Below are 23,186 nucleotides of genomic sequence, written 5' to 3'. Positions count from 1 at the left end.
CGCCGTGTAGGCGCACGCCTCAGACGTGTGCCTACACGGCGGGTTCCTGCTGGCTCATGCAATGAAAACTACCCAGGCCCCAGATAATTTCTGTAGAATCAATGCCCACCACTTCTCTTCCGGGAAAACAGCTTTGTATGGTAATGAGCGCTGCCTCATCTTTTTTACAATTGAAGATGGGCACTATCACTGCATGATTGGCGATATAAAAATTGGCATAAGACGCCGGTAATCTTTGGTCATCGTACACAACAGCGTCGGGCATCGGCAGTTCCACAATATTCAATTGTTTGCCATTGAGCAAACGCATTTGTTGTAACTGTTTTAAATTATCCTGCAGCAATTGATAATTCTCATCCTGTTTATTTTCTTCCACCACGGTAAGCACCGTGTCCTCATTTACAAAACGAACGGTATCATCAATATGTCCGTCGGTATCATCGCCTACAATACCATCATTTACCCAAAGAATTTGTTCTGCACCGTAATAATCGTACAGATATTTTTCTATCTGCCCCTGGTTCAAATGCGGGTTACGGTTAGGATTCAATAAGCAGGCAGTGGAAGTCATGATAGTGCCTTTGCCATTGAATTCCACAGAGCCACCTTCCATTACAATACCCGGGTTATAAACGGGGATGTTATAATGTTTGCCGATCAAAGTAGGGATCACATCATCCAGGTCGAATGGCGGATATTTATTGCCCCATGCATTATAACCCCAGTCGACAATTACTTTTTTATTTTCTGTTGCACCGGGATTGATCAAAAAAGCAGGACCATGATCTCTGCACCAGGCATCGTTGGTGGGATGAAAGAAGAATTCCACTTTATCTAAATTAACACCGGCAGTTTGTAAATGCTGCACGGCAAACTCCCGCATGTTCTCATCATTCACATTGATGCACACTTTTTCTCCCTTTGTCAATTCTTTAATGAACTGGCTGTAATAAGGGTAGATGGTATGGATCTTTCCCGGCCAGGATGCTTCCTTATGCGGCCAGCTGAGCCAGGTGGCGCTGTGCTTCGCAAATTCTGCAGGGAAATAGTATCCGAGTTCTTTTGGCGTTTTGCCCCCAGCCCCTAAAGGGGAGTTATTCGAAGTGTTTATATTCTTTTGTGATGACATTGATAAATAGCGCTAAATTTTATAAAACATAATCTTCTCCATTTCCCCCTTTAGGGGATAGGGGTTATTCGTCAATATATCTTTTTGTAATAGGCTGGTAAGAATCAATTCTTCTGTCACGTAAGAACGGCCAGTGTGTCCTGTAACGGTCTGTTAGTTTGGTATCGATCTCTACTATTTTCACTTCTTCCGCTTCATGAGAGGCTTTGTAAATGATGGAACCAAATGGATTGCTTACAAAAGAACCGCCCCAGAACTTCATGGCGCCATCCTGCTCAAAACCTACGCGGTTCACACTTACCACATGCACGCCATTGGCCACCGCATGGCTGCGCTGTATGGTTTGCCAGGCATTGTATTGCTCGGTATTGGTGGCTTCATCCTGCGAAGTGGCCCAGCCGATAGCAGTGGGATAAAATAAAATTTCAGCACCCATTAATGAAGTGATCCTTGCCGCTTCGGGATACCATTGGTCCCAGCAGATCAATACACCAATAGTGGCGAATTTTGTTTTAAAAACTTTATAGCCCAGGTCACCCGGGGTAAAATAAAATTTTTCGTAGTAAGCAGGATCATCGGGGATATGCATCTTACGGTACTTGCCTAAATAAGTACCATCTGCATCCAGTACCGCGGTGGTATTGTGATACAATCCTTCCGTTCTTTTTTCAAATAAAGATGCAATGATCACTACTCCCAGTTCCTTTGCCAATGCACTTAAAGTGTCGGTGGCAGGGCCAGGGATCGCTTCTGCCAGTTTAAAATTTTCGTAGTCTTCCACATCGCAGAAGTACAAAGAAGTGAATAATTCCTGCAGGCAAACGATCTGTGCGCCCGCTGCCGCAGCTTCTTTTATCTTTTCAATTGCTTTATTGATATTTTGCTGCTTATCTGCCACACAGCTCATTTGCACCAATGCTGTTTTTACCTTAGCCATAAACTGTTTTTTTAAGAGTTGCAAAGATACTTCAATTCATGTTTAAAAAAAGTTATATCCAGAGTCGTGATATGGTCGGTGGGGACACCGACCAAGGGAGAAGGGGAGAGATCGCAACATGGTCGTCGGGATACCACAATAGAGAAAGGAAGACCAATCACGGGAGAAAGGGAAAGCGGCCAAGGAAAAAGAATACACTCACACACCTCCATGGTCGGTGTCTCCACCGACCATGCCTACAATCTTGATTACTGTCTCACCGCCGCAAAAATTTATAACAATTCGTTAATATGCTTCTGGATGTTCTCGCACATTTTGTCCATCGGCAGGTCATTGCTGTCTACACCAAACGGATCTTCAATTTCTTCTGCCACCAGCTCTAAACTGGCCAGTACGTAAAATATAAAACCTACTACAGGTATTACGAGATAACCAAGATTAAATACATAACCCAGTGGAAGGGTCATCACATAAAAGAAAATGAATTTCTTGATAAAAGCGCTGTACGAAAATGGTATCGGTGTATTCTTGATCCGCTCGCAGGCGCCACATATTTCTGTGAAGGATTGTAATTCACTATTGAGGATGATCAGTTGCTCGCCTTTTATTTTACCCGTTTCAAAAAGCGTATTTATTTTTTTGAACATGGCGGCGGCCAATTGGTTGGGCATGTGTTTATCATGATCGATATCGTTGATCAATTCCTCATGAATTTTTTCATCCAGCGCCAGACGGGTGGATTCACTGCGCAAATGATTCTTTAAAGTAAGCGCATATTGAGGGATGGCAGTTTTAAAAAAAGCACGGCTCTGGCTATCGCTTTTTGGTAGTATAGCATTCAGTTTTAAAGCAAGGTTACGGCTGTTATTTACCAGCGAGCCCCAAAGTTTGCGGCCTTCCCACCAGCGGTCGTAAGCGGTATTGGTACGGAATACCAGCAATAATGATATCACGAAGCCCAGCAGGCTGTGCATCACCACAATGTTCTTTATTTTATTGCTTTCGTTCCATTTCCAGTATTCAATTTCAAAAAATGCTATTGCGCCGGAATATACGCATATCAGCAATATCATCGGCCATAGTTTGATGAAGGTATCCGATTTATGAAAACGGAAAATAAAACCGAACCAGTCTTTAGGATTATATTGTACCATGTTTTTACTGCTGTGCAAATGTAATTATCCGCACGCATTTTTAGTGCGCAAATAAAAAACGAAACCCGGAGGTTTCGTTTTTGAGCAGTTAATCAGGTACTGTTATTGAATGAGTATCTTGGAGATACTGATCCGCTTGCCATCTTTATCCACTACTTCCACCCAATAAATTCCCTTGCCGTTCTTCCGCACATCTACCACCACTTTTTGATAGGGCGCTGTTTGTGTATAGGAAGTGGTAAGAATTTTATGCCCCATATTGTTGTATACCACCAATGCTCTTGCTGTGGGGGTATTGGGTGCTGTATATAATCTTACCTGGAATTTTCCGGTAGAAGGATTAGGATAAACAAACATTTTGCCATGAGCTGAATCCCGGATGCTTAAGGTATCAGAAACACCGGTACATCCGTTGATATCAGTTACCTGCAATTTATAAATGCCGATATGATCAAAATCCACTACAAAAGAATCTGCTGTTGCTCCGGGTATCGCCACTCCATCCAGGAACCAGGTATAGGTGGCTGCTGTAGCAGGCGATACCGTAGATGATAATGTTGTGGTCAATCCCGGCAATAACATGTGATAAGGATGCGGATAGAATGAAACCACCGGTACAGGATTTACTGTAAGTATGGCAATGTTTGAAATTGCTGCACCACAGGCAGAGCCGGCGTTTATAACCACCCTGTACCTGGAACCACTCATACTCAGCGGCGGATTAGTGATGGTTAAAGTCGCCGTATTGGCGCCACTGTACACACCACCATTGGCAATGTTGAGGAAAGTTGCGCCGCCATTGTTGGTGATCTGCCATTGGTAAGTTGCCGCAGCATTGTTTGCAACCACGATAAAGTTGGCTACTTTATCTGTACAAACGTTTTGGTTCACAGGTTGCGTAGTAATAACAGCAGGCGTATTTACATTAACAATAACAGAAGTGGGTGGCGAATAACAAACACTGCTGCTGTCGAAATTAATGGTAAAGCCGCCGGCAATGGCTCCCTGCCCGGCACTGCCATCATCATCCAATACAAATAATTTCCAGGTGCCGTTGAAGTTGCCGGTAAATGTTGACAACGGTGAGGATCCCTGTACAACAGCTCCTGGTCCCGGAGTGGGAAAATTATCAGGACTACCAAAATTTGTGGGCTTATAGCTGCCTGTTGCATTGTTCGCCGTTACGCTCATGGCCGGAGAATCATCTGTAAAAGTATAGGTAACAGTACCGGTGTTACCACTGCCGGCATCAGACATTAATATCAAGTTAGTGCCTGTGGGAGATTGCAATAAAATATCCAGGTCTTCGGATTGCGTATGATTAAGATCGTGCAATACAACTGATTTTACCTTAACTCCCGAAACGGGTAGACCACTTACCGATACATTGGCAGGATAGGCATTGGCTGCTCCCACTACAGGAATAGATATGGCAGTGGAGTTGGTAAAAGATACTAAAGGAGAACCCGAAGAGCCGGGTACCGTTACACTGTAAACATAAATGCCGGGCGTGGGTGACGGTAACGCATACACGGTATTTACAGCAAGGCCGGTGTAAGGTGCAGTAGCTGTAGCATCATAGTATAATCCTATAAATGGGGTCCAGATGCCGGGCAGGCCACCACTGGCACAACTGGTGGTAAAATCTATGCACCAGGAATTCAATGTGCCGGTTTCGCCGGTGGCACCATCATAAAAACCGAGCGACCAGCTGCCGTTTGGTGCCGACCATAGGCTGACCCAATTGGTTGCTGTGGGCACATAACCTGTGGGGCCGGCCGGGCCGAATCCTCCGATTGGAGCTAGGATCGCATCGTGTTTAAATACACCGGTGTAAGGACTGATGCCCGTACTTAAAGCAACTGTTGCAACAGAACTGAAACGGGTATTGGTAAAACCGGTACTGACAGCAGTACTTCCTGTTGCAGACAAACGGTAATCCAGGTTAAGTACAAGGCCGTTGGGTGCTTTTAATGCAAAGACCATATCACCAATTCGTGTATGCGTCATGTTTATGGTCACGCTCATGCCGGTAATACTGCAACCAGGCTGAAAGCCGGAAACGAATATATTGCTGTTCGCTCCGCTAACATTGTTATCGGGTACTGCAATATTAATGGGGCCGGAACAAAACGGGACAGGTTCTGTTTTTAGCTGAACGGCAGGGCCGCCAACACAAACAAAAGCAGGATTGGGGGTTACTACAGGAGCGGGGGGAGCTACACATTGTGCAGCAACGGCCAGTCCTGAGCACAACATTATAAAAAGCGGTAGGGCTTTTATAAAAAAATGCTTTTTAAAATGAAGGAAAACAGTATGTAAGGGAGTGTAGAGTTTATCCATCCAGTATGGTTTAGTTAAGAAAATGGTTACAATACAAATTACGGGGATTTTTTAAAAAATGCAATTAAATTTTAATAAGAAATGTGCATTGCTGTTTATGTTGTTGGATATCCCGTTGCTTTTTGTTTTACTTTCATTGTATAAAAAAATGCGCACATGCTATTTGCAATTGTATTGGTACTTATTTTTTCAGGATTGTATTTTGCCAGTACGAAACGTTCAACCAATAAAACTGTTTTGGATAATGCTGCCAGTGTAAACGATGCGGTACTTGCCGATAATATCGCTTTCTTCCGGGCGCTGGATAAAAGCGAACAGCAACGGTTTGAAAAGGAGATCATTGAATTCTTAAGTTATGTGAAGATCACAGGGGTAAACACCGAAGTAACCGACCTGGACAGGATATTGGTGGCTGCCAGCGCCGTGATACCGGTATTTGCTTTTCCCGAATGGAAGTACAGCAACCTTAAAGAAGTGCTGTTGTATCCCGATACTTTTAATAACGATTTTAAAACGGAAGGAGAGGGCAGGAATGTATTGGGCATGGTGGGCAGTGGCTATATGGAAGGAAAAATGCTGCTCTCTAAATATGCGCTGGAACAGGGGTTTACAAACGACTCCGATAAAAACAATACCGCCATACACGAGTTTGTGCACCTGGTAGATAAAGCAGATGGTGATACGGATGGTATACCCAAACAGTTACTAAGCAAACAATACACTATTCCCTGGCTGGATATGACCTATAAGCTGATGCAGGAAATGCTGAAAGGCAAATCTGATATCAATCCTTATGGCACCACTAACCAGGCAGAGTTTTTTGCCGTAGTATCGGAATATTTTTTTGAGCGGCCCGATCTGCTGCAGCAAAAGCATCCCGAACTGTACCAGTTGCTGCACGAAATATTTAAGCAGGATCCGAAAGTGCAGTTGTAACAGCTTAAAGCAACCATCGTCCGCAACGATCCCTGTTATTGCGCAGCGGTTTACAATACAAAGATTGCCATCTTAAAAAAACAGATAAGCAGGGCATAAAAAAAACGAAACCAGCATGATTTCGTTTTACAGAATAAGTTGTTGTTGGATTATTGCTGTTCTATCAACTGAATTTCACAATTGATCCTCACTTCGTCACTTACCACTACGCCACCGGCTTCGGTTACAGCGCTCCAGGTAAGGCCAAAATCTTTACGGTTTATTTTACCATTGATAGTAAAACCTGCCTTGGTATTGCCGTATGGATCTTTTACCACACCGCCGAATTCCACATCCAGTTTTACCTGCCTGGTCACATCTTTTATAGTAAGATCGCCGTACAGTTCGTAAGAACCATCATTGTCTACATTTTCGTAGCTGGTAGCGGCAAATTTGATCTTTGGATAGTTGGCAGCATCAAAGAAATCTGCACTTTTTAAATGCCCGTCTCTCTGTTCGTTGCCGGTAGAAATAGAATCTACATCTGCAGAAAAACTAACCGTTGCTTTGGTGAAATCTTCATCATCTGTTTCTGCATTTACGGTAAACAGGTTAAAGCTGCCTGTTACGTTGGTGATCATCAAGTGTTTTATTTTGAACTGAACCTCGCTGTGGGAAGGGTCCACTGCCCATTTTTTTGTTGCCATGATTTTTATATTTAGACTGTAAAATTATATAATTAATGTTTAAACATCAAATTTTTTTAACAACATTATTTTTTTGTTAACACAGTAGTATGCCGGCCCCAAATTTAAGGGTTAGTTAAAAACACCCCGGATTAATTAATTCCGGCACTTCATTCCCTGGCCGGTTGGGCAAATTATTGCACAATTCGATACGGTTGGCCACGTACTTCCGAGATGTACAAACAGCAAGCGCATATATACAGTTAATAATTGGCAGACTGGCTTATAAATTGTGATAGTTTACCTGGAACTATTTTAAAATTAAAAAATACTAAAATGGAAAACATTGTAAAAGATAATATTACAGGCATATATGAGGGGCAACGTTATCCCAATATTCCTGTAAAATATTTAACCGCATCTTCTGTAATTGGAGATAAGGTACATGATGAAGATGATGAACCCGTGGGTAAGATCGAAGACATTATGCTTGATATTACAACCGGTAAAATAGATTATGTAGTGATTGAAGTAGGCGGATTTCTTACTGTGGGTGCTAAATTATTTGCTATACCATTTAGCATGCTTGAAATAAGACCAGAAAAAAAGTTGTTCGCATTTAAAGGCAAGAAGGAATTATTTAAACAGGCTCCGGGATTCGACATTAATCATTGGCCGGATACCAATTTTCATAAAGAGGCAGATTACTGGCATTTTATGGATTAAGCAAAAAAAATCCCGGCCACACGGCCGGGATCAATAGCAAGCGCTTACTAACACTTAGTTATTTTTAGCTGCAAACTCCCTGCGGATGATGTTCAAGGCGCCACCGGCTTTGAACCATTCTATCTGCTGATCGTTGTACGTATGATTTGCCTGTATCACATCCGATGTGCCATCGCTGTGGTGCAGGTAAATAGCCAATGCTTTATTGGGCGCAAATTCTGTAAGGCCGATGATGTCGATGGTATCATCTTCCTGTATCTTATCGTAATCTTCTTTATTGGCAAAGGTCAATGCCAGCATACCCTGTTTTTTAAGGTTGGTTTCGTGGATACGAGCAAATGATTTTACCAGTACCGCACGTACACCCAGGTGGCGTGGCTCCATCGCAGCGTGCTCACGGGATGATCCTTCACCATAGTTTTCGTCGCCCACCACCAGCGTGCCAATGCCCGCTGCTTTATAAGCCCTTTGCGTAGCCGGTACAGGTCCGTATTCGCCGGTCAGCTCATTCTTAACGCTATCCGTTTTTTCGTTGAAATAGTTAACAGCGCCGATCAGCATGTTGTTGCTGATATTGTCCAGGTGGCCACGGAACTTTAACCAGGGGCCCGCCATGCTGATATGATCGGTGGTACATTTTCCTTTTGCTTTTATCAACAGTTTCAATCCTTTCAGGTCCACACCTTCCCATGCTGCAAATGGATCCAGCAATTGCAGGCGTTTGCTTTCGGGTGATACTTTTACAATAACACCACTGCCGTCATCCGCAGGTTTTTGATAGCCTGCATCTTCCACTGCAAAACCTTTTACCGGTAATTCATCACCAAAAGGAGGATCCAGTTTTACCTGTTCGCCTTTATCATTGGTCAATGTATCGGTAAGCGGGTTAAAAGTAAGATCACCGGCGATCGCCATAGCAGTTACCATTTCAGGACTGCCCACAAATGCATAGGTGTTTGGGTTACCGTCGGCACGTTTTGCAAAGTTGCGGTTAAAGCTGTGCACAATGGTATTCTTTTCTGCTTTTTCTGCACCCACCCTTGCCCACATACCAATACAGGGTCCGCAGGCATTGGCAAATACAGTAGCGCCAATTTTATCAAACACATTTAAAAATCCATCCCTTTCAATGGTATAGCGTACCTGTTCGCTGCCCGGTGTAATGGTGAATTCGGATTTTAATTTCAATCCTTTATCACTCACCTGTTTTGCCAGGCTTACTGCACGGCTGATGTCTTCGTAAGAAGAGTTGGTGCAACTGCCGATCAAACCTACTTCGATCTTTGTTGGCCATCCATGTGCCAAAGCCGCTTCTTTCATTTTAGAAATTGGCGTAGCGAGGTCCGGTGTAAATGGTCCGTTCAAATGTGGTTCCAGTGTGTTCAGATCGATCTCGATCACCTGGTCAAAATATTTTTCAGGCGCCGCATATACATCCGCATCACCGGTTAAATGTTCTTTTACCGCATCCGCTGCCGCAGCAATTTCTTCCCTGCCGGTAGCTTTTAAATAGCGGCTCATGCTTTCATCGTACCCGAAAGTAGAAGTGGTGGCGCCAATTTCGGCACCCATATTACAAATGGTTCCTTTACCGGTACAGCTCATGCTGGTAGCACCTTCGCCAAAATATTCCACCACGGCGCCGGTACCGCCTTTTACGGTCAATATGCCCGCTACTTTTAAGATCACATCTTTAGGAGCTGTCCAGCCATTCAGTTTACCGGTCAGTTTTACACCGATCAATTTCGGCATTTTCAGTTCCCATGGTAAACCCGCCATCACATCGCAGGCATCTGCACCACCCACACCAATAGCGATCATACCCAAGCCACCGGCATTTACCGTATGGCTATCGGTACCGATCATCATACCACCGGGAAATGCATAGTTTTCCAGCACCACCTGGTGAATGATACCGGCACCCGGTTTCCAGAAACCAATACCGTATTTGTTGCTTACGCTGGCAAGAAAATCATATACTTCGCTGCTTTCGTTCACCGCCCTGTTCAGGTCGGTCTTGCTGTCCACTTTCGCTTCGATCAGGTGATCGCAGTGCACCGTACTGGGTACCGCCACTTTGGTTCTGCCGCTCTGCATAAATTGTAATAAAGCCATTTGTGCCGTGGCATCCTGCATCGCCACCCTGTCCGGCGCAAAGTCCACATAATCCTTACCTCTTTCATAAGCCTTGCTGGCATTACCTTCGGTAAGATGGGCGTATAGGATTTTTTCAGTGAGGGTTAATGGTTTGCCGGTTGCCTTACGTGCTGCTTCAATCTTTGTTGCAAAATTGGCGTACACCTTTTTGATCATTTCAATGTCGAAAGCCATAGTACGATTTTAGATTTATGATTTTAGAATTATGATTTGCGTTGAAACAGGGCTGATCCATCTGCAAAAGCAGCTATTTCCTACGCTTTGCCGCTGTTTTTGCAAATTTACTGAAACTCAGGCAGTATTTAAAGCAGTGTTTTGGTTAATTAAAATAAATCTCCGGCAGAAATTACAGTAAATTGCAGTTGTCGTTCCAATTGCTGTGTGCCCTGTAGCACCGCCAGCCACAAACCCCTTGTTTATAGAAAAAAATGTGCTTAAATTAGCAGTATGAACAGGTTCCGGTATTTTATAGAATGGCATGTGTTTGGCGTGTGTACGGCCATTGGCGAAAAAATGGGCATTGCTACATCCACGATCCGCAAATATTTTATCTACATATCCTTTTTAACAATGGGCTCACCGGTGATCGTTTATTTTTTTGTTGCTTTCTGGATGAATGTAAAACGATACATCTTCAACGCCAGGAGAAACCCCCTCCGCTACCTGTAACAGTCGCTTAACCTGTCTTTTAACAACCTACTTTCTTTTTTCAAATGATTGTACTGAACATCAATCATACGGATTATAAATCAATGCTGAAAGACATTGCTGCAGCGCTGCGTGTTCCTTACAACAACGAAGACTTCATTAATATTCCTGCTCCCATCGGCAGCGGCGTTTTAAAGATCATGCGCCTGTACGATGAGCTGCAGGTACTGCTGGTGGATGCCTGCTTTAATTACAAAGTGATCACGATAAGGGAGCGTTCGGATACCCGTTATTTTATTTTACACTTTGATGATGTTTTTATACATGATACGCCGGCAACCTTAAAAGTGGATGATGAGATGCTGCAGAAATCGAATATCCGTCATGCATCGGCAAGGCTTACCAGCAATGTGTTTGAGAATACCGAAGAGATACCCGCTCACCTGAATATCCATTCGGTAAAGATATTGATGAATGAAAAGTGGCTGAAGAAATATCTTGGACTGGAAGAGGAGGATGATGTGCTGAAAAAATATTTATCCCTTAAAACAGAAAGCTGTGATATAGAACCACTGGATACCGAATACCTGCGCTTAATGGATGAATTATGGACGGTGAAAAAAGATGATCCCCTGCAGAATATGTTTTTACAGAACAGGGTTACGATGCTGATAGAACGTTTTTTTACAAGATTATTGGGCAAAGCCAACCTTTTGCATGGTAATTTCAATCTATCATCAGAAGTTATTAACGGGTTGATAAAAGTGGAGCACCTGCTGGTAAGCGATTTCAGCAAGCTGCCGCCTACCATCGAAGAGTTTTCCAGGCTGGTGGCCATGAGCAGCACCAAGCTGAAGAAGAGTTTTAAAAGCATGTATGGCGACAGTATCTACTCTTATTATCAAAAGCAGCGGCTGCAGAGAGCGAATGAGTTGTTGCAAAGCGGCAACTATACAGTGAAAGAAGCGGCCAAAGCGGTGGGTTATAATAATATCGCTAATTTTACACTGGCGTTTAAAAAACAGTATAATAAGGTACCCGAAAATAGCAGCGGCGATTAAGTAAAAATTTGTTCAGGCATTGTAATACCCTTTTAATTTGTTTAGTTTTTCCTACAAATACTGCGATCATATTGATTACCTGCAGGACCTTGCGGCCTATGCCGGTGTACCCGTGGTGAATAATACCATTTACCTGCCACCAACGCTGGGCACGGGTTATATCAAAGTGATAGAACTGGCCAATGGCTTACAGGTGCTTATCAATGAATGCACCATTCGCGAAGATGTACATTTTTCGCGCCAGCCTGCCAGCCACGAATCGTATACGTTGCGCTTTGATGAATTGAAGAACCTGAGCGGACTAACGATACAGATAGACGAAGACCACCTGAACGATGAACACCAGGTATATTCCGGTGCATTTTTAACCAACTCGCTTTCTGATTTTTCATACACTGCCAGGGCCGGTACCGAAGACCGCTGCATCAATATTTATTTTACAGCAGCGTGGTTGAAAAATCATGCAGGTATTAATTCCGGCGACGAGGCTTTTACACAATACCTTTCTTTAAAGACCGCCACCTTTAATTTTGAAGTACTGAATTTTGAATACCGTGCGCTGATGGAAGAAGTGTTCGAGATAAAAGATGATCACCCGATGCAGAAGGTGATGATGCAGAACCGGGTGATGCTGCTGCTGGAAAAATTCTTCCGCAGTCTTTACAACAGGATGGGGAATGAAAAGACAAGTGTTGCCGGCATGGATGAATCGTCTGTAAAAAGAATGATGCAGGTGGAATCGCTGCTGGTAAGCAATCTTTCCGCCCCACCGCCCACCATTCCCATACTGGCCCGTACGGCCATGATGAGCGAAACAAAACTCAAAACCCTTTTCAAGACCATTTATGGCCTTAGCCTGTACGAATATTATCAAAAGAACCGCATGTTAAAGGCCCGCCAGCTGCTGCGTTCCAAAAAATACTCTGTAAAAGAAACCGGCATGGCACTGGGTTTTAAGAACCTCAGCAACTTCACCATTGCCTATAAAAAGGAGTTTAACAGCCTTCCCAGCAAGATATAAGCATAAAAACTAAAGTTTCTGCCTTTTACGGGCATTAGTGTGTCGGAATTACACATGCAGAAAAAAAATGTAGCATTATTTTTGCTTCCGTTTAACGAAAGCCCCGTTTTAAGATCTGATAACTATTACAGGGATCGCATGATCGCTTGAATTATTATCCTTGAAGTATTGAGCCTTTGGTTTTTTCCAGAGGTTTTTTCATATCACTGCCCGTCTTAACCTTAATAATTTCTCTAATAATGGTTCCAGCAGGTCCAGCCTGAGCATATTAGCACCATCGCTTTTTGCTACGGCAGGGTTGGGGTGTGTTTCAATGAACAGCCCGTCTGCGCCGGTTGCTATGGCAGCTTTGGCAATGGTTTCTATTAACTGTGGGTTGCCACCGGTAACACCACTGGTTTGATTAGGTTGCTGCAGGGAATGGGTACAATCCATTACCACCGGCGCTTTGTGTTCCTTCATCCAGGGAATATTGCGGTAATCCACAACCATGTCCTGGTAGCCGAAGCTGTTACCGCGTTCGGTTAAAATGATCTTTTCATTACCGGCATTCCGGATCTTCTCCGCTGCAAATTTCATCGAAGGCCCGCTGAGGAACTGCCCCTTTTTTACGTTCACAATTTTGCCGGTTACCGCTGCGGCCTGTAAAAGGTCGGTCTGGCGGCATAAAAAAGCTGGTATCTGCAGAATGTCCACATACTTCGCTGCCTCGGCAGCTTCATCATGCGCATGTATATCGGATGTGGTAGGCAATTGATATTTTTCGCCCACTTTTTTTATCAAGGAAAAACCATTCTCATCACCCAGCCCTGTAAAAGAACCGGCGCTGGTGCGGTTGGCCTTGCGGTAAGACGCTTTAAAAACATACGGTATTTCCAGCCTTTTGCAAATGGCCGAAACTTTATCTGCCACTTCCATCACCAGCTCTTCACTTTCCACCACGCAGGGGCCTGCTATCAAAAAGAAATTATTTGTATCGTATTGCTGTTGGGCAAAAAGATCCTGTAAGTATTTTTCCATACTGCAAATATAAGCCCCTTTGGGGGTTTGGGACTTAATAGCCAATGGCCTTCAAAAACTCGTCTTTTTTTCTTCTCGATACATCTACATAATTACCGTTCTGCAATTCTATCTGCCCGCCATCGCCTTTGATATAGCGTTTGATATAACTGAGGTTGATGAGGTGCGAATGATGCGTACGGAAAAAAGTATCTTCCGGCAATAACTCTTCAAATTCTTTTAGAGTTTTGGAGGCCAGTATCTTGCTTTTATTACTGAAGTAAATATTGGTATAATTGCTGTTGGCTTCCAGGTGAATGATATCGTTGATGTCATAAAACATCAAGCCTTCCGAAGTGGGGATGGCGAGTTTGTGAAATTGTTTTTTAGGATGCTCGATATTCTGCTGTATTAGTTCCACCTGTTTTTTAGTGGGATTATTTTTTTCTGTTTCTGCCTTTTCAATAGCCTGTTCCACTTTTGCAACGGTGATCTTCAGTTCTTCAATATCAATCGGTTTCAGCAGGTAATCAAAAGCAGCATATTTAATGGCTTTAATGGCATACTGGTCGTAAGCAGTGGTGAATATGATATGAAAGTTTTTTTCTTTGATCTCCTTCAGCATGTCAAAGCCACTCATGCGGGGCATTTCTATATCCAGGAAAATAATATCCGGTTTGTGGTATTCAATTAAAAGTATGCCTTCCTGCCCGTTATCGGCTTCTGCAATTACCTGTATCTGCGGGCAGTAATCAACCAGCTTTTGCCGCAGCGCCAGCCTGCCTTTTGCTTCGTCGTCAATAATGATCGCTTTCTGCATTATAAAATGTTTAATTGTACGATAATATTAGTGCCGGCGGGTTTATCAGCATCATAAAGGTCCACAATTTTTACCGAAGGATCGGTTTCTTTATTGAATAGCCGGATGCGTTCGTAACTCATATCCATACCATAGGACTTTTCTTTTTTGCTGTTGAGCTTTTCTGCAGCTTGTCTTCCGATACCATTATCAGTTATCGTGTACACGATATTGTTATCTGTCTTTGCAACATCTATGGAGAGTAACCCGTTGTTGCCATGTTTGTTCCGCAAGCCGTGTAGTATGGCATTTTCAACAAAGGGCTGTACAATCAGCGGCGGTACTTTGCAATCGCTGTTCATCAGCTCATCATCAATTTTTACTTTGGTGATGAATTTATTATCACTGCGCAGTTCTTCCAGTTCAATATACAGCTTCAGTGTTTCAATATCTTTCGAAAAACTTACCAGGTTCTGCTTGCTGCTATCCAGCACATTCCTGATAAGACGTGCAAATTTATTCAGGTAAACCGTGGCATTGTATTTATCATTGCTTTGTATAAAGGCATCGATGCTGTTGATGCAGTTGAACATAAAATGCGGGTTCATCTGCGCCTTTAATGCCGCCATTTCTGTTTCGGCTATCTTTTGCTTCAGTGCTGCTTCTGTTTTGTTCTTCCTGTTCTGGATAGATTTGTAGATGGCGATCACAATGGCAATGGCAAGCACCAGGAATATAATAACTGCCAGCAGCCAGTTGTTCTTTAATACCAGTTGTTTGTTTTGTAATAAAGCTGATTCCTGCAATTGCCGGTTCTCTATCTCTTTTTTAGTGATCAGCCATTCGGTTTCTTTAATGGTAACATTGCGCCGGGTGTTTTGTGAGAACACAGAATCGGCAGTGGAACGGTATACCCGGTAATAGGCCAGCGAAGAATCTTTATTATTGCTTTCATCATACGCTACAGATACCTGCCGGGCTGCATCCGAAACACCTTCCAGGTAACTGGTTTGCCTAGCAATATCTAGCGCTTTTTTAAGCAGCGCTAATTTTTCGGCCGGCTTGATATTCTTTAAATACTGCACTTTGGCCAGGTACACATAATATTCATTGCGCAGGTCGCCTTCTTTGGCCGCTTCTGCAAGGGCTTTTGTAAAATAAAACTGCGCCGAATCGGTATGATCGTTGACTGCATACAGTTTACCAAAGCCGGTATAGAACTGCGCCAGCACATAACTGTCGTTGGCACTGTCCGCAAATGGCATACCCAGTTTTAAATTATTCCAGGCATCGTTGTACAGCTTTTCTTCCAGGTCGCATTGCTGCTGCAGCTCATAATTAATGGCCACGCCCCGCCATGCTTTCAGTTGCGTATTAATGTTAATGGCCTGCTTGGAATATTGACGGCTTTTGGCAAAGTCCTGCAGCGACCTGAAATTCTCTCCCAGGTTATTCAATGAAATGGCTTCCAGCCGCAGGGCGCCGCATTTATCGGCATAGCCAATGGCTTTAAAATATGCATCATTGCTGGCGTCGAAATTGGCAGAGTTGCTGAAGAGTATGCCCAGGTTGATCTGCGCCAGCGCCTTGCCATAAGTAAAATTGATACTGTCGCTGTAATAAGCGGTCTTTTTGTAATACTCGTACGAAGTTTTTATATCCGTTTCGCTGAGGCGGTAACTGATGCGGTGCAGGTTGACAATATAAATAGAATCAATTTTTTTAGTGTTGTTCACCCAATTGATCAAACTGTCTACATACTTGTTTTGCGCAAAGCTGTATTGTAATGCGGTACAAAGGATAATTAAAAGAATAAAGGTTTTTTTCATGGCCTGGCAAACATCAATTTTGTTTGTGAAGCATGTTTTGGGTAAAAGCAAGGGATAAGTTTAAACCAAATAACAGCCTTAAAAGTACTGTAAATACACAAAACAATTGTCAAAGTATAAACATTGATTGAGCCGATACCATAAACCAATGAGCCGGCGGCGGAAATTCATTTAGCCCTTACATTTGTAAACTGAACCTCCGGCCTGCAAACAAAAGGAACCGGTAAAACAGTCATTATGATAAAAGAAAAAATACTGGTGATAGGAGCCAGCGGCCAGATAGGGGTGGAGCTTACCCTGGCGCTGCGTAAATTATATGGTAATGCCAACGTGGTGGCCAGCGATCTGCGGGAACAGAATCCCCTGCTAGAAGGTACCGGCCCTTATGTAAGCCTGGATGTAATGAACAAGGAAATGCTGCACGTACAGGTAATAAGGCAGAACATTACGCAGATATACCTGCTGGCGGCCATACTTTCGGCAACTGGAGAAAAAAATCCCAACCTTGCCTGGAGCCTGAATATGCAAAGCCTGCTGAATGTGCTGGATATAGCAAGGGAAGAAAAACTGACGAAAGTGTACTGGCCCAGCAGTATCGCCGTTTTCGGGCCCACATCGCCCAAGCAAAACTGTCCGCAGCAAACCATTATTGAGCCTACCACTGTGTATGGCATCAGTAAATATGCGGGCGAATTCTGGTGCAATTATTATTACCAGCGCTTTGGTGTAGATGTAAGAAGCCTCCGTTACCCGGGCCTCATCTCTTATAAATCTGCTCCCGGCGGGGGTACCACCGATTATGCAGTGGAGATATTTCATGAAGCGCTGGAAGAAAAAAAATATGAATGTTTTTTACAGGAAGATACTTACCTGCCCATGATGTATATGCCCGATGCCATACGTGCCACCATCGAACTGATGGAAGCGCCGGCAGAAAAGATATCGGTACGTACTTCCTATAATTTATCGGGTATGAGTTTTTCTCCGAAAGAAATTGCAGCAGAAATAAAAAAACATATCCCTGAATTTTCAATCACCTACAAACCCGATTACAGGCAGGCCATCGCTAACAGCTGGCCACAAAGTATTGAAGATACTGTAGCGAGAAAAGACTGGGGCTGGAAAGAAGAATTTGATCTTGCGGCAATGGTAAAAGATATGCTGGCTAATTTATAAGTAGTCATTAGTCATTGGTCATTAAGGTATGTTAATGGCTTTTATAAAGGAGAGCATTGCACGAAAATGCTATGATGAAATTTTAACGGCTTTAACTTATTGTTTGCAAACAAAATACGCATCGCTAAGTAGTAACCTGCTAATTTTGTGGTATCAAAAACAAAATGTATGATGAAGAAATTTTTTTTAGCAGTTGCAGTATCTGCAATTTGCAGCGGGGCATTTGCCCAGAAAGATAATGGAACAAAATTCCATTTCAGTGTTGGTCCCGAAGTTGGATTTGCAGTTGGTGGTTTCAACGATACGCATTCGGTTGGTATAGGCGCCACTATTGCTGCAGGGTTCAACATTGCACCTTCCACCGATTTTACTATTAACTCCGGCCTGTTGTCTTACGCCGGCAGATCGGTTAGTTCCGGTATCAAATACAAATCGCAGGTAATAGTGCCACTGAAAGCGGGTTTAAAATATTTTCTTTCAGAAGGATTTTATGCAGAAGGGCAGGTGGGTGCCGGTTTCCTGAGCAATTACGGAACAGGCGTTGCCTTTGCTTACAGCCCGGTGCTGGGTTACGAATTCAGCACTAAATCGGGTAAGGCAGTGGATGCTGCTTTTAAATACGATGGCTACAGTAAGAATGGCGGCAGCATTGGCGCTATCAACTTCAGGCTGGCCTACAGGTTCTGATCATGTAAAAACAAATAACAACAAAAAGGGTGCAGCATGCTGCACCCTTTTTAGTATATAAAACATGGGTTAGATAAGCTTGTGTTCGTAAGCATACTTAATAAGGCCGATAACACCGGAAGTTTTTGTTTTCCTGAAAATATTCTTACGATGCGTTTCCACGGTACGTTCGCTTAAAAAAAGTGTTTCGGCGATCTGTTTATTGTTGTATTCTTTTTCTATCAGTTTAATGATCTCGATCTCTCTTGCAGTAAGATGCGCTTCTTCACTTTCTTTCTTTAACTCACTCGCCCTGGTCATTTCCTGTAATACTTCATCGCTGAAATAAATACCACCCTGCGATATTTTTTCCAATGCACTGATCAGTTCTTTTTTACCGATATTCTTTAAAACATAACCGGCAATATCCGCATCTTCTATCATCTGGTTCACCAGTTCGCCCTGGCCGCTCATGCTCAATGCCAGTATTTTTATTTCGGGAAATTTTTTATGGATCGCTTTGGAAAGTTCTGCGCCATTCATACCAGGCATCATTACATCGGTCAACACAATGTCCACATCATGGTGCTCCAGCAATTGCAGCATGTTCAAAGGTTCGGTACATTCCAGTACCACTTTAAACTGGTCATAACCCTGCAGCAATGATTTTAATCCATCAATCACAATCTGGTGATCATCCACAATGGCCAAAGATATTTTCGGATGCTTCAATTATTAAGTGGTTTATTATGGCGTTAATAAGTGGCTTATTATGGCGTTAAGGTAAATAAAAAAATCATTTAAACAAGCGGTACATGAATAGCTACTAAAGTACCATTACCGGGCGAACTGTCAAAATCAACTGTACCCTTTAAAAACTCTATACGGCTGCGGATATTCTTCAACCCGATACCTTCAATATTTTCTTTATTTGTTATATTAAAACCTTTGCCGTTATCTTCAATGGTGGCAGCAATACCGTCGGTATCTTTTATCAGGGATATATCCAATGAATTGGCGCCGGAATGTTTGATCACATTGTTCACGCATTCCTGTATCACCCGGTACAGTACGGTTTCCACATTGCCATCCAGTCTTTCATTCAATCCTTCCGTATGCAGGTTTACTTTTAATACACGGGTATCTATTTTATCAATGAACTCCTTGATAGCGCTTGCCAACCCGCTTTTTAAAAGTGCATTGGGCATCATCTGGTGACTTACACTTCTTATTTCCTTGCAGCTTTCATCCACCAGGTTGATGATCTTTTCAAAAGATATTTTTTGTTGATCATCCTTAAAGGGGATATCATTCTCGAATGCAGAAAGGTTCATCTTGGCAGCGCTCATCATTTGCCCCACGCCATCGTGCAGGTCAGCGGCAATACGCCTGCGTTCATTTTCCTCAGCCACTATCACTGCCTTGGTGGAAAGATCCTGCTGCCGCATTACTTCTACCTGCAATCTTTTTTCCTGTTTTAATTTATAGCGGCGGTAATAGGAATAACTCAATAAACATACCAAAGCCAGTAAGCCTGCAGAGCCATATATCCAGTATTGCTTTTTGGTCAGCTCAAATTGCTGCTCATTGATGAGTTGTTGTTTTTTGGTGGTTTCGTACTTGGTTTGCAGTGTGCTCAGTTGCTGGCTGATGCCGCTGTTAAAAATGCTGTCGTTGGCCAGTTTATATTTTTTGTAGTACTCCAGCGCCAGCTTGGTATCGCCTTTAATTTCGTAATACTGGCTTAATCCATTGTAAGATTCGATGACAGGTTCTTTGAACCCGATCTCGTTGCCCAATGCAATGGCCTTGTTATAATCTTCAAATGCTGCCGTATAATTTTTTTGCTGCAGGTAAATATTGGCGCCATTGGAATAACTGGTGGCCATGCCCTTTTTATCGTTCTGTTTTTGCCGGATATTAAATGCGTAAGTATTGTATACAGCAGCAGAATCATATTCCTTCCGGTCGAAAAACACATTGGAGATATTGCTGAAAGCATTACCTAATCCCCTGTCATCTTCCAATAGTTCTTTTAACTGCCTGCTTTGGCGGTAATAATACAGGGCGCTGTCGTAGTTCTTTGCAAAATAATAAGCCTGCCCCAGGTTATTGTAATCATAACTCATCAGTGATGAGTCGTTCAGTTGCTTTGCCAGCACTAAACTTTTATCAAAATATTCCACCGCTTTGTTGAACTGGTGCAGCCCTTCGTTAAAAACGTTGCCCACCCATATATAATCACCACTCAGGCCTTTCAGGTCGTTGGCCTTTTCAAATTTGGGAGCTGCCGCCAGGTAGTATTCCAGGGCCTTGGTATAATCATTCTTATCGTACTGGATATTACCCAATGAACGTAAACAATAACCCTGCCCGGAAAAATCGTTTATGCGTACCCGTATGTTCAGCGACTGATTGATGAGCTTTTCTGCTTCATCATTCTCGCCATTGAGATTTAAGAAAACACCTTTGTTCAAAAGCAGCAGGCTTTCGCCTTTATCAAAGCCAATTTTGTGGGCAAGACTGGTAGCCTGGTTCACGTATTCCATGGCTTTTGCACTATCATATTCCCGGTATTGAACAAACAGGTCATTCAATAACATCACCCGGTTGCTGTCAGTTTTTTCGCTACTAAGTTTGGCGTTGATAGCAGCAATTTTTTCAGCATTCTGGGCAAAGGCAGTATGAAAGAAAAAAAACAGGCAAAAAGCAAGCAGGTATTTTTTGCTGGAAGGCATTAGCGAAAAGGTTTAAGGAGTAAGTTAAATATTATAAGCCGAAATAAGCGGTTGTACGATATATTTTCGCTGAAATAAAAAGACCACAAACAAGGCTGTGGTCTCAAAAAAGTTAAGGATAGAACGGACCTGCTTAACGGATAAGGCCATTCAGATCGTCAATAATACTGAATTCAGTAATGATCAATTCAATTATATCCATAAATAAAAATTTTAATGAATATACATTTTTATTTTAATTCAAAAAAGGAAATTGATCTTAATGCACTGTTACGCTACATTGGGTACATGTATGGCTACCAGGGTTCCTTTGTCCGGCGAACTGTCAAAGTCAACAGTGCCTTTTAAAAATTCTATCCTGCTTAAAATATTCTTTAAACCAATCCCTTCAAACCTGCTTTTGTCTTTGGTATTAAATCCTTTCCCGTTGTCTTCTATAGTAGCAGAAATACCATCCGCATCTTTTATCAAGGCAATGTCGAGGGAGTTTGCGCCGGAGTGTTTGATCACATTGTTCACGCATTCCTGTATCACCCGGTACAGCACTGTTTCCACATTGCTGTCCAGTCTTTCGTTCAGGCCTTCGGTATGCAGGTTTACTTTTAATACCCTTGTGTCTATCTTATCAATGAATTCCCTGATAGCATTCGCCAAACCACTTTTTAAAAGCGCATTGGGCATCATCTGGTGGCTTACGCTTCTTATTTCTTTACAGCTTTCATCCACCAGGCCTATCACTCGTTCAAATGCAAACTTTTGATTGGCATCTTTAAAAGGCAACTCATTTTCAAAGGCCGATAAATTCATTTTTGCTGCACTCATAATCTGTCCTACACCGTCATGCAGGTCTGCAGCTATGCGCTTGCGTTCATTCTCTTCGGCAATGATCACGGCTTTGGTGGCCAATTCCTGCTGCTTCATTACTTCAGCCTGCAATTGCAGTTTATTTTGTGCCTGGCGTTTCCTGTATAGCGTGATACCCGAAACTACCAGCAGCAATAACACTGCGGCAGCTCCCCAAAGCAGGTAGTTCTTTTTGGTGAGTTCGGCCTGCTGTAATTTTAACTGTGTTTCTTTTTTTTCTGATTGATAAACAGTTTCCAGTTCGGCTATCTTGTTTTCTGAACGTTCATTGATGATACTGTCTTTTAAACTGTAAGCTTTGTTTAAAGCGTCCATTGCAGCGCCTGCCTCATTGTTTTGCTTATAAGTATTGCTTAATGTCATCCAGGCCTGGTATTCACCCTGTTTGTAGCCGCTGCTGTCGGCCAGTGAAATGGAATGCAGCAAATTACTTTTTGCTTCGCCATATTTTTTTTGCATCAATGCCAGGTTGCCCATATTAAGATAGGTGTCGGACATTTGCTTTTTATTGTCAAACGATGAATCGATGAGCAACGACTTTAAAAAATATTCTTTTGCCTCGGTATAGCGTTGACTGTACATGTAGCAGTTGGCTATATTGTCGTAAAACTGCGACTGGAAAAAACGCATGTCTTCCTTATCACACAGGTCAATACCCTGTTTATCTATTTCCAGCGCCTGCGGATATTTTTCCTGCATACCATATATATTGGCCAATGTATGCAGAATGTTCACTTTGACTTTCAGATCAGTGATCTCATTCAAATGGGGGAGTGTTTCCTGTAATAATTTTTCAGCACGGGGCAGATCATCCTTTAACTGGTATACCTGGCTCATCATCACTTTAGCCTTGGTGATACCCATGGTGATCTTTTTGGCTTCAAAGGTTTTTAAGGAGCGCATGGCAGCTTCTATTGCCTTGTCGTACCTGCTGGTATTATAATTATACACAGCAAATGCAAGGTCACAATACGCTGCCAGGGAATCGTTCTTTATTTTGTCGGCAACAGCTTTGGCTTTTTGTGCGTAATCATTACAAAGCTCATACCTTGCTTTGGCAATATTGGCGTAAGAAAGACAAAGCAGGGCAGTGCCTTCGCCATTTTCATATTTTTCTGATTGTGCTGCAGTAAGATTGCGTGCCGCCACATGTTCAGCACTGTCGGGGTCTATTGCCCTTAATTCGTACGCAATACGGTTGGTGATATCGATCTTTTGCTTTGTATCTGTGGCTTTAGATAATTGCTGGTACAATTCATTTACAGTTTGCGCCATTGCCGGGCAGGCAGTAATGGCGCAGCAAATAAAAAATACAACAACTCTTTTTATGGTCATCAG

At 42.8% G+C, this 23,186-nt stretch carries 19 protein-coding genes; 7 read left to right on the top strand and 12 right to left on the bottom strand.

Annotated features, from left to right (window positions below; genetic code table 11):
* Window positions 1-31: 31 nt before the first annotated feature.
* From QM738_RS15505 to QM738_RS15490, 4 genes are all read right to left on the bottom strand, one after another.
* Window positions 32-1,129: an agmatine deiminase family protein gene (locus tag QM738_RS15505; RefSeq protein ID WP_462277640.1), complete on the bottom strand. Its 1,098-nt coding sequence runs from the start codon at window positions 1,127-1,129 to the stop codon at window positions 32-34.
* Between the two features lie 64 nt (window positions 1,130-1,193).
* Window positions 1,194-2,066, bottom strand: coding sequence for a carbon-nitrogen hydrolase (locus QM738_RS15500; RefSeq protein ID WP_462277639.1), 873 nt, complete (start codon window positions 2,064-2,066; stop codon window positions 1,194-1,196).
* A gap of 272 nt (window positions 2,067-2,338) precedes the next feature.
* Window positions 2,339-3,220 carry a bestrophin family protein gene (locus QM738_RS15495; protein ID WP_462277638.1) on the bottom strand — a complete coding sequence of 294 codons (882 nt, stop codon included), beginning with the start codon at window positions 3,218-3,220 and terminating at the stop codon, window positions 2,339-2,341.
* Between the two features lie 102 nt (window positions 3,221-3,322).
* Window positions 3,323-5,563 carry a T9SS type A sorting domain-containing protein gene (locus QM738_RS15490; RefSeq protein ID WP_462277637.1) on the bottom strand — a complete coding sequence of 747 codons (2,241 nt, stop codon included), beginning with the start codon at window positions 5,561-5,563 and terminating at the stop codon, window positions 3,323-3,325.
* Between the two features lie 156 nt (window positions 5,564-5,719).
* Between QM738_RS15490 and QM738_RS15485 the strand changes: the two genes are divergently transcribed.
* Complete coding sequence (locus QM738_RS15485; protein ID WP_462277636.1) at window positions 5,720-6,499, top strand: M90 family metallopeptidase; 780 nt, start codon at window positions 5,720-5,722, stop codon at window positions 6,497-6,499.
* Between the two features lie 149 nt (window positions 6,500-6,648).
* Here QM738_RS15485 and QM738_RS15480 read toward each other — a convergent pair whose 3' ends face one another.
* On the bottom strand, window positions 6,649-7,185 hold the full coding sequence (locus QM738_RS15480; RefSeq protein ID WP_462277635.1) for a YceI family protein: 537 nt from the start codon (window positions 7,183-7,185) through the stop codon (window positions 6,649-6,651).
* 315 nt (window positions 7,186-7,500) lie between these two features.
* Between QM738_RS15480 and QM738_RS15475 the strand changes: the two genes are divergently transcribed.
* Entirely contained in the window at window positions 7,501-7,890 is a 390-nt protein-coding gene (locus QM738_RS15475) for a PRC-barrel domain-containing protein (protein ID WP_462277634.1), read from the top strand.
* A 54-nt stretch (window positions 7,891-7,944) separates the two neighbouring features.
* On the opposite strand, the gene QM738_RS15470 is transcribed toward QM738_RS15475, so the two are convergent.
* Window positions 7,945-10,221 carry an aconitate hydratase gene (locus tag QM738_RS15470; RefSeq protein WP_462277633.1) on the bottom strand — a complete coding sequence of 759 codons (2,277 nt, stop codon included), beginning with the start codon at window positions 10,219-10,221 and terminating at the stop codon, window positions 7,945-7,947.
* Between the two features lie 273 nt (window positions 10,222-10,494).
* Between QM738_RS15470 and QM738_RS15465 the strand changes: the two genes are divergently transcribed.
* From QM738_RS15465 to QM738_RS15455, 3 genes are read left to right on the top strand one after another with little or no spacing between them, the layout of a single operon-like run.
* Window positions 10,495-10,716: a PspC domain-containing protein gene (locus QM738_RS15465; protein WP_462277632.1), complete on the top strand. Its 222-nt coding sequence runs from the start codon at window positions 10,495-10,497 to the stop codon at window positions 10,714-10,716.
* 44 nt (window positions 10,717-10,760) lie between these two features.
* Window positions 10,761-11,756, top strand: coding sequence for a helix-turn-helix domain-containing protein (locus QM738_RS15460; protein ID WP_462277631.1), 996 nt, complete (start codon window positions 10,761-10,763; stop codon window positions 11,754-11,756).
* Between the two features lie 37 nt (window positions 11,757-11,793).
* Window positions 11,794-12,777, top strand: coding sequence for a helix-turn-helix transcriptional regulator (locus QM738_RS15455; RefSeq protein ID WP_462277630.1), 984 nt, complete (start codon window positions 11,794-11,796; stop codon window positions 12,775-12,777).
* Between the two features lie 198 nt (window positions 12,778-12,975).
* Here QM738_RS15455 and kdsA read toward each other — a convergent pair whose 3' ends face one another.
* From kdsA to QM738_RS15440, 3 genes are read right to left on the bottom strand one after another with little or no spacing between them, the layout of a single operon-like run.
* Entirely contained in the window at window positions 12,976-13,797 is an 822-nt protein-coding gene (kdsA, locus tag QM738_RS15450; protein ID WP_462277629.1) for a 3-deoxy-8-phosphooctulonate synthase, read from the bottom strand.
* Between the two features lie 34 nt (window positions 13,798-13,831).
* Entirely contained in the window at window positions 13,832-14,596 is a 765-nt protein-coding gene (locus QM738_RS15445; RefSeq protein WP_462277628.1) for a LytR/AlgR family response regulator transcription factor, read from the bottom strand.
* Window positions 14,596-16,404: a histidine kinase gene (locus QM738_RS15440; RefSeq protein WP_462277627.1), complete on the bottom strand. Its 1,809-nt coding sequence runs from the start codon at window positions 16,402-16,404 to the stop codon at window positions 14,596-14,598. Before QM738_RS15440 ends, QM738_RS15445 begins: the two co-directional genes overlap by 1 nt.
* Before the next feature lie 237 nt (window positions 16,405-16,641).
* Here QM738_RS15440 and QM738_RS15435 point away from each other — a divergent pair, with 237 nt between their 5' ends.
* Entirely contained in the window at window positions 16,642-17,580 is a 939-nt protein-coding gene (locus QM738_RS15435) for an NAD-dependent epimerase/dehydratase family protein (protein ID WP_462277626.1), read from the top strand.
* Window positions 17,581-17,748: 168 nt separating this feature from the next.
* Window positions 17,749-18,267, top strand: a complete 519-nt coding sequence (locus QM738_RS15430) for a hypothetical protein (protein WP_462277625.1) — start codon at window positions 17,749-17,751, stop codon at window positions 18,265-18,267.
* A 69-nt stretch (window positions 18,268-18,336) separates the two neighbouring features.
* Here QM738_RS15430 and QM738_RS15425 read toward each other — a convergent pair whose 3' ends face one another.
* The 3 genes from QM738_RS15425 to QM738_RS15415 all read right to left on the bottom strand — a co-directional run bounded on the left by QM738_RS15425 (window position 18,337) and on the right by QM738_RS15415 (window position 23,183).
* Entirely contained in the window at window positions 18,337-18,978 is a 642-nt protein-coding gene (locus QM738_RS15425) for a response regulator (RefSeq protein WP_462277624.1), read from the bottom strand.
* A gap of 68 nt (window positions 18,979-19,046) precedes the next feature.
* On the bottom strand, window positions 19,047-20,984 hold the full coding sequence (locus QM738_RS15420) for a tetratricopeptide repeat-containing sensor histidine kinase (RefSeq protein WP_462277623.1): 1,938 nt from the start codon (window positions 20,982-20,984) through the stop codon (window positions 19,047-19,049).
* A gap of 270 nt (window positions 20,985-21,254) precedes the next feature.
* Window positions 21,255-23,183 (bottom strand): tetratricopeptide repeat-containing sensor histidine kinase, encoded by a 1,929-nt coding sequence (locus tag QM738_RS15415; protein ID WP_462277622.1) that lies wholly within the window; start codon window positions 23,181-23,183, stop codon window positions 21,255-21,257.
* Window positions 23,184-23,186: the final 3 nt, after the last annotated feature.

This window comes from Ferruginibacter sp. (genome assembly GCF_049840995.1).
Taxonomy (GTDB): domain Bacteria; phylum Bacteroidota; class Bacteroidia; order Chitinophagales; family Chitinophagaceae; genus Ferruginibacter.
The sequence above is the reverse complement of the archived record's forward strand: the minus strand, read 5'-3'. Positions and strand labels throughout refer to the sequence as shown.

Coding starts and splice junctions, on each gene's coding strand:
- QM738_RS15505 (WP_462277640.1), bottom strand. CDS start 1,129: ATGTCATCACAAAAGAATATAAACACTTCGAATAACTCCCCTTTAGGG.
- QM738_RS15500 (WP_462277639.1), bottom strand. CDS start 2,066: ATGGCTAAGGTAAAAACAGCATTGGTGCAAATGAGCTGTGTGGCAGAT.
- QM738_RS15495 (WP_462277638.1), bottom strand. CDS start 3,220: ATGGTACAATATAATCCTAAAGACTGGTTCGGTTTTATTTTCCGTTTT.
- QM738_RS15490 (WP_462277637.1), bottom strand. CDS start 5,563: ATGGATAAACTCTACACTCCCTTACATACTGTTTTCCTTCATTTTAAA.
- QM738_RS15485 (WP_462277636.1), top strand. CDS start 5,720: ATGCTATTTGCAATTGTATTGGTACTTATTTTTTCAGGATTGTATTTT.
- QM738_RS15480 (WP_462277635.1), bottom strand. CDS start 7,185: ATGGCAACAAAAAAATGGGCAGTGGACCCTTCCCACAGCGAGGTTCAG.
- QM738_RS15475 (WP_462277634.1), top strand. CDS start 7,501: ATGGAAAACATTGTAAAAGATAATATTACAGGCATATATGAGGGGCAA.
- QM738_RS15470 (WP_462277633.1), bottom strand. CDS start 10,221: ATGGCTTTCGACATTGAAATGATCAAAAAGGTGTACGCCAATTTTGCA.
- QM738_RS15465 (WP_462277632.1), top strand. CDS start 10,495: ATGAACAGGTTCCGGTATTTTATAGAATGGCATGTGTTTGGCGTGTGT.
- QM738_RS15460 (WP_462277631.1), top strand. CDS start 10,761: ATGATTGTACTGAACATCAATCATACGGATTATAAATCAATGCTGAAA.
- kdsA (WP_462277629.1), bottom strand. CDS start 13,797: ATGGAAAAATACTTACAGGATCTTTTTGCCCAACAGCAATACGATACA.
- QM738_RS15445 (WP_462277628.1), bottom strand. CDS start 14,596: ATGCAGAAAGCGATCATTATTGACGACGAAGCAAAAGGCAGGCTGGCG.
- QM738_RS15440 (WP_462277627.1), bottom strand. CDS start 16,404: ATGAAAAAAACCTTTATTCTTTTAATTATCCTTTGTACCGCATTACAA.
- QM738_RS15435 (WP_462277626.1), top strand. CDS start 16,642: ATGATAAAAGAAAAAATACTGGTGATAGGAGCCAGCGGCCAGATAGGG.
- QM738_RS15430 (WP_462277625.1), top strand. CDS start 17,749: ATGATGAAGAAATTTTTTTTAGCAGTTGCAGTATCTGCAATTTGCAGC.
- QM738_RS15420 (WP_462277623.1), bottom strand. CDS start 20,984: ATGCCTTCCAGCAAAAAATACCTGCTTGCTTTTTGCCTGTTTTTTTTC.
- QM738_RS15415 (WP_462277622.1), bottom strand. CDS start 23,183: ATGACCATAAAAAGAGTTGTTGTATTTTTTATTTGCTGCGCCATTACT.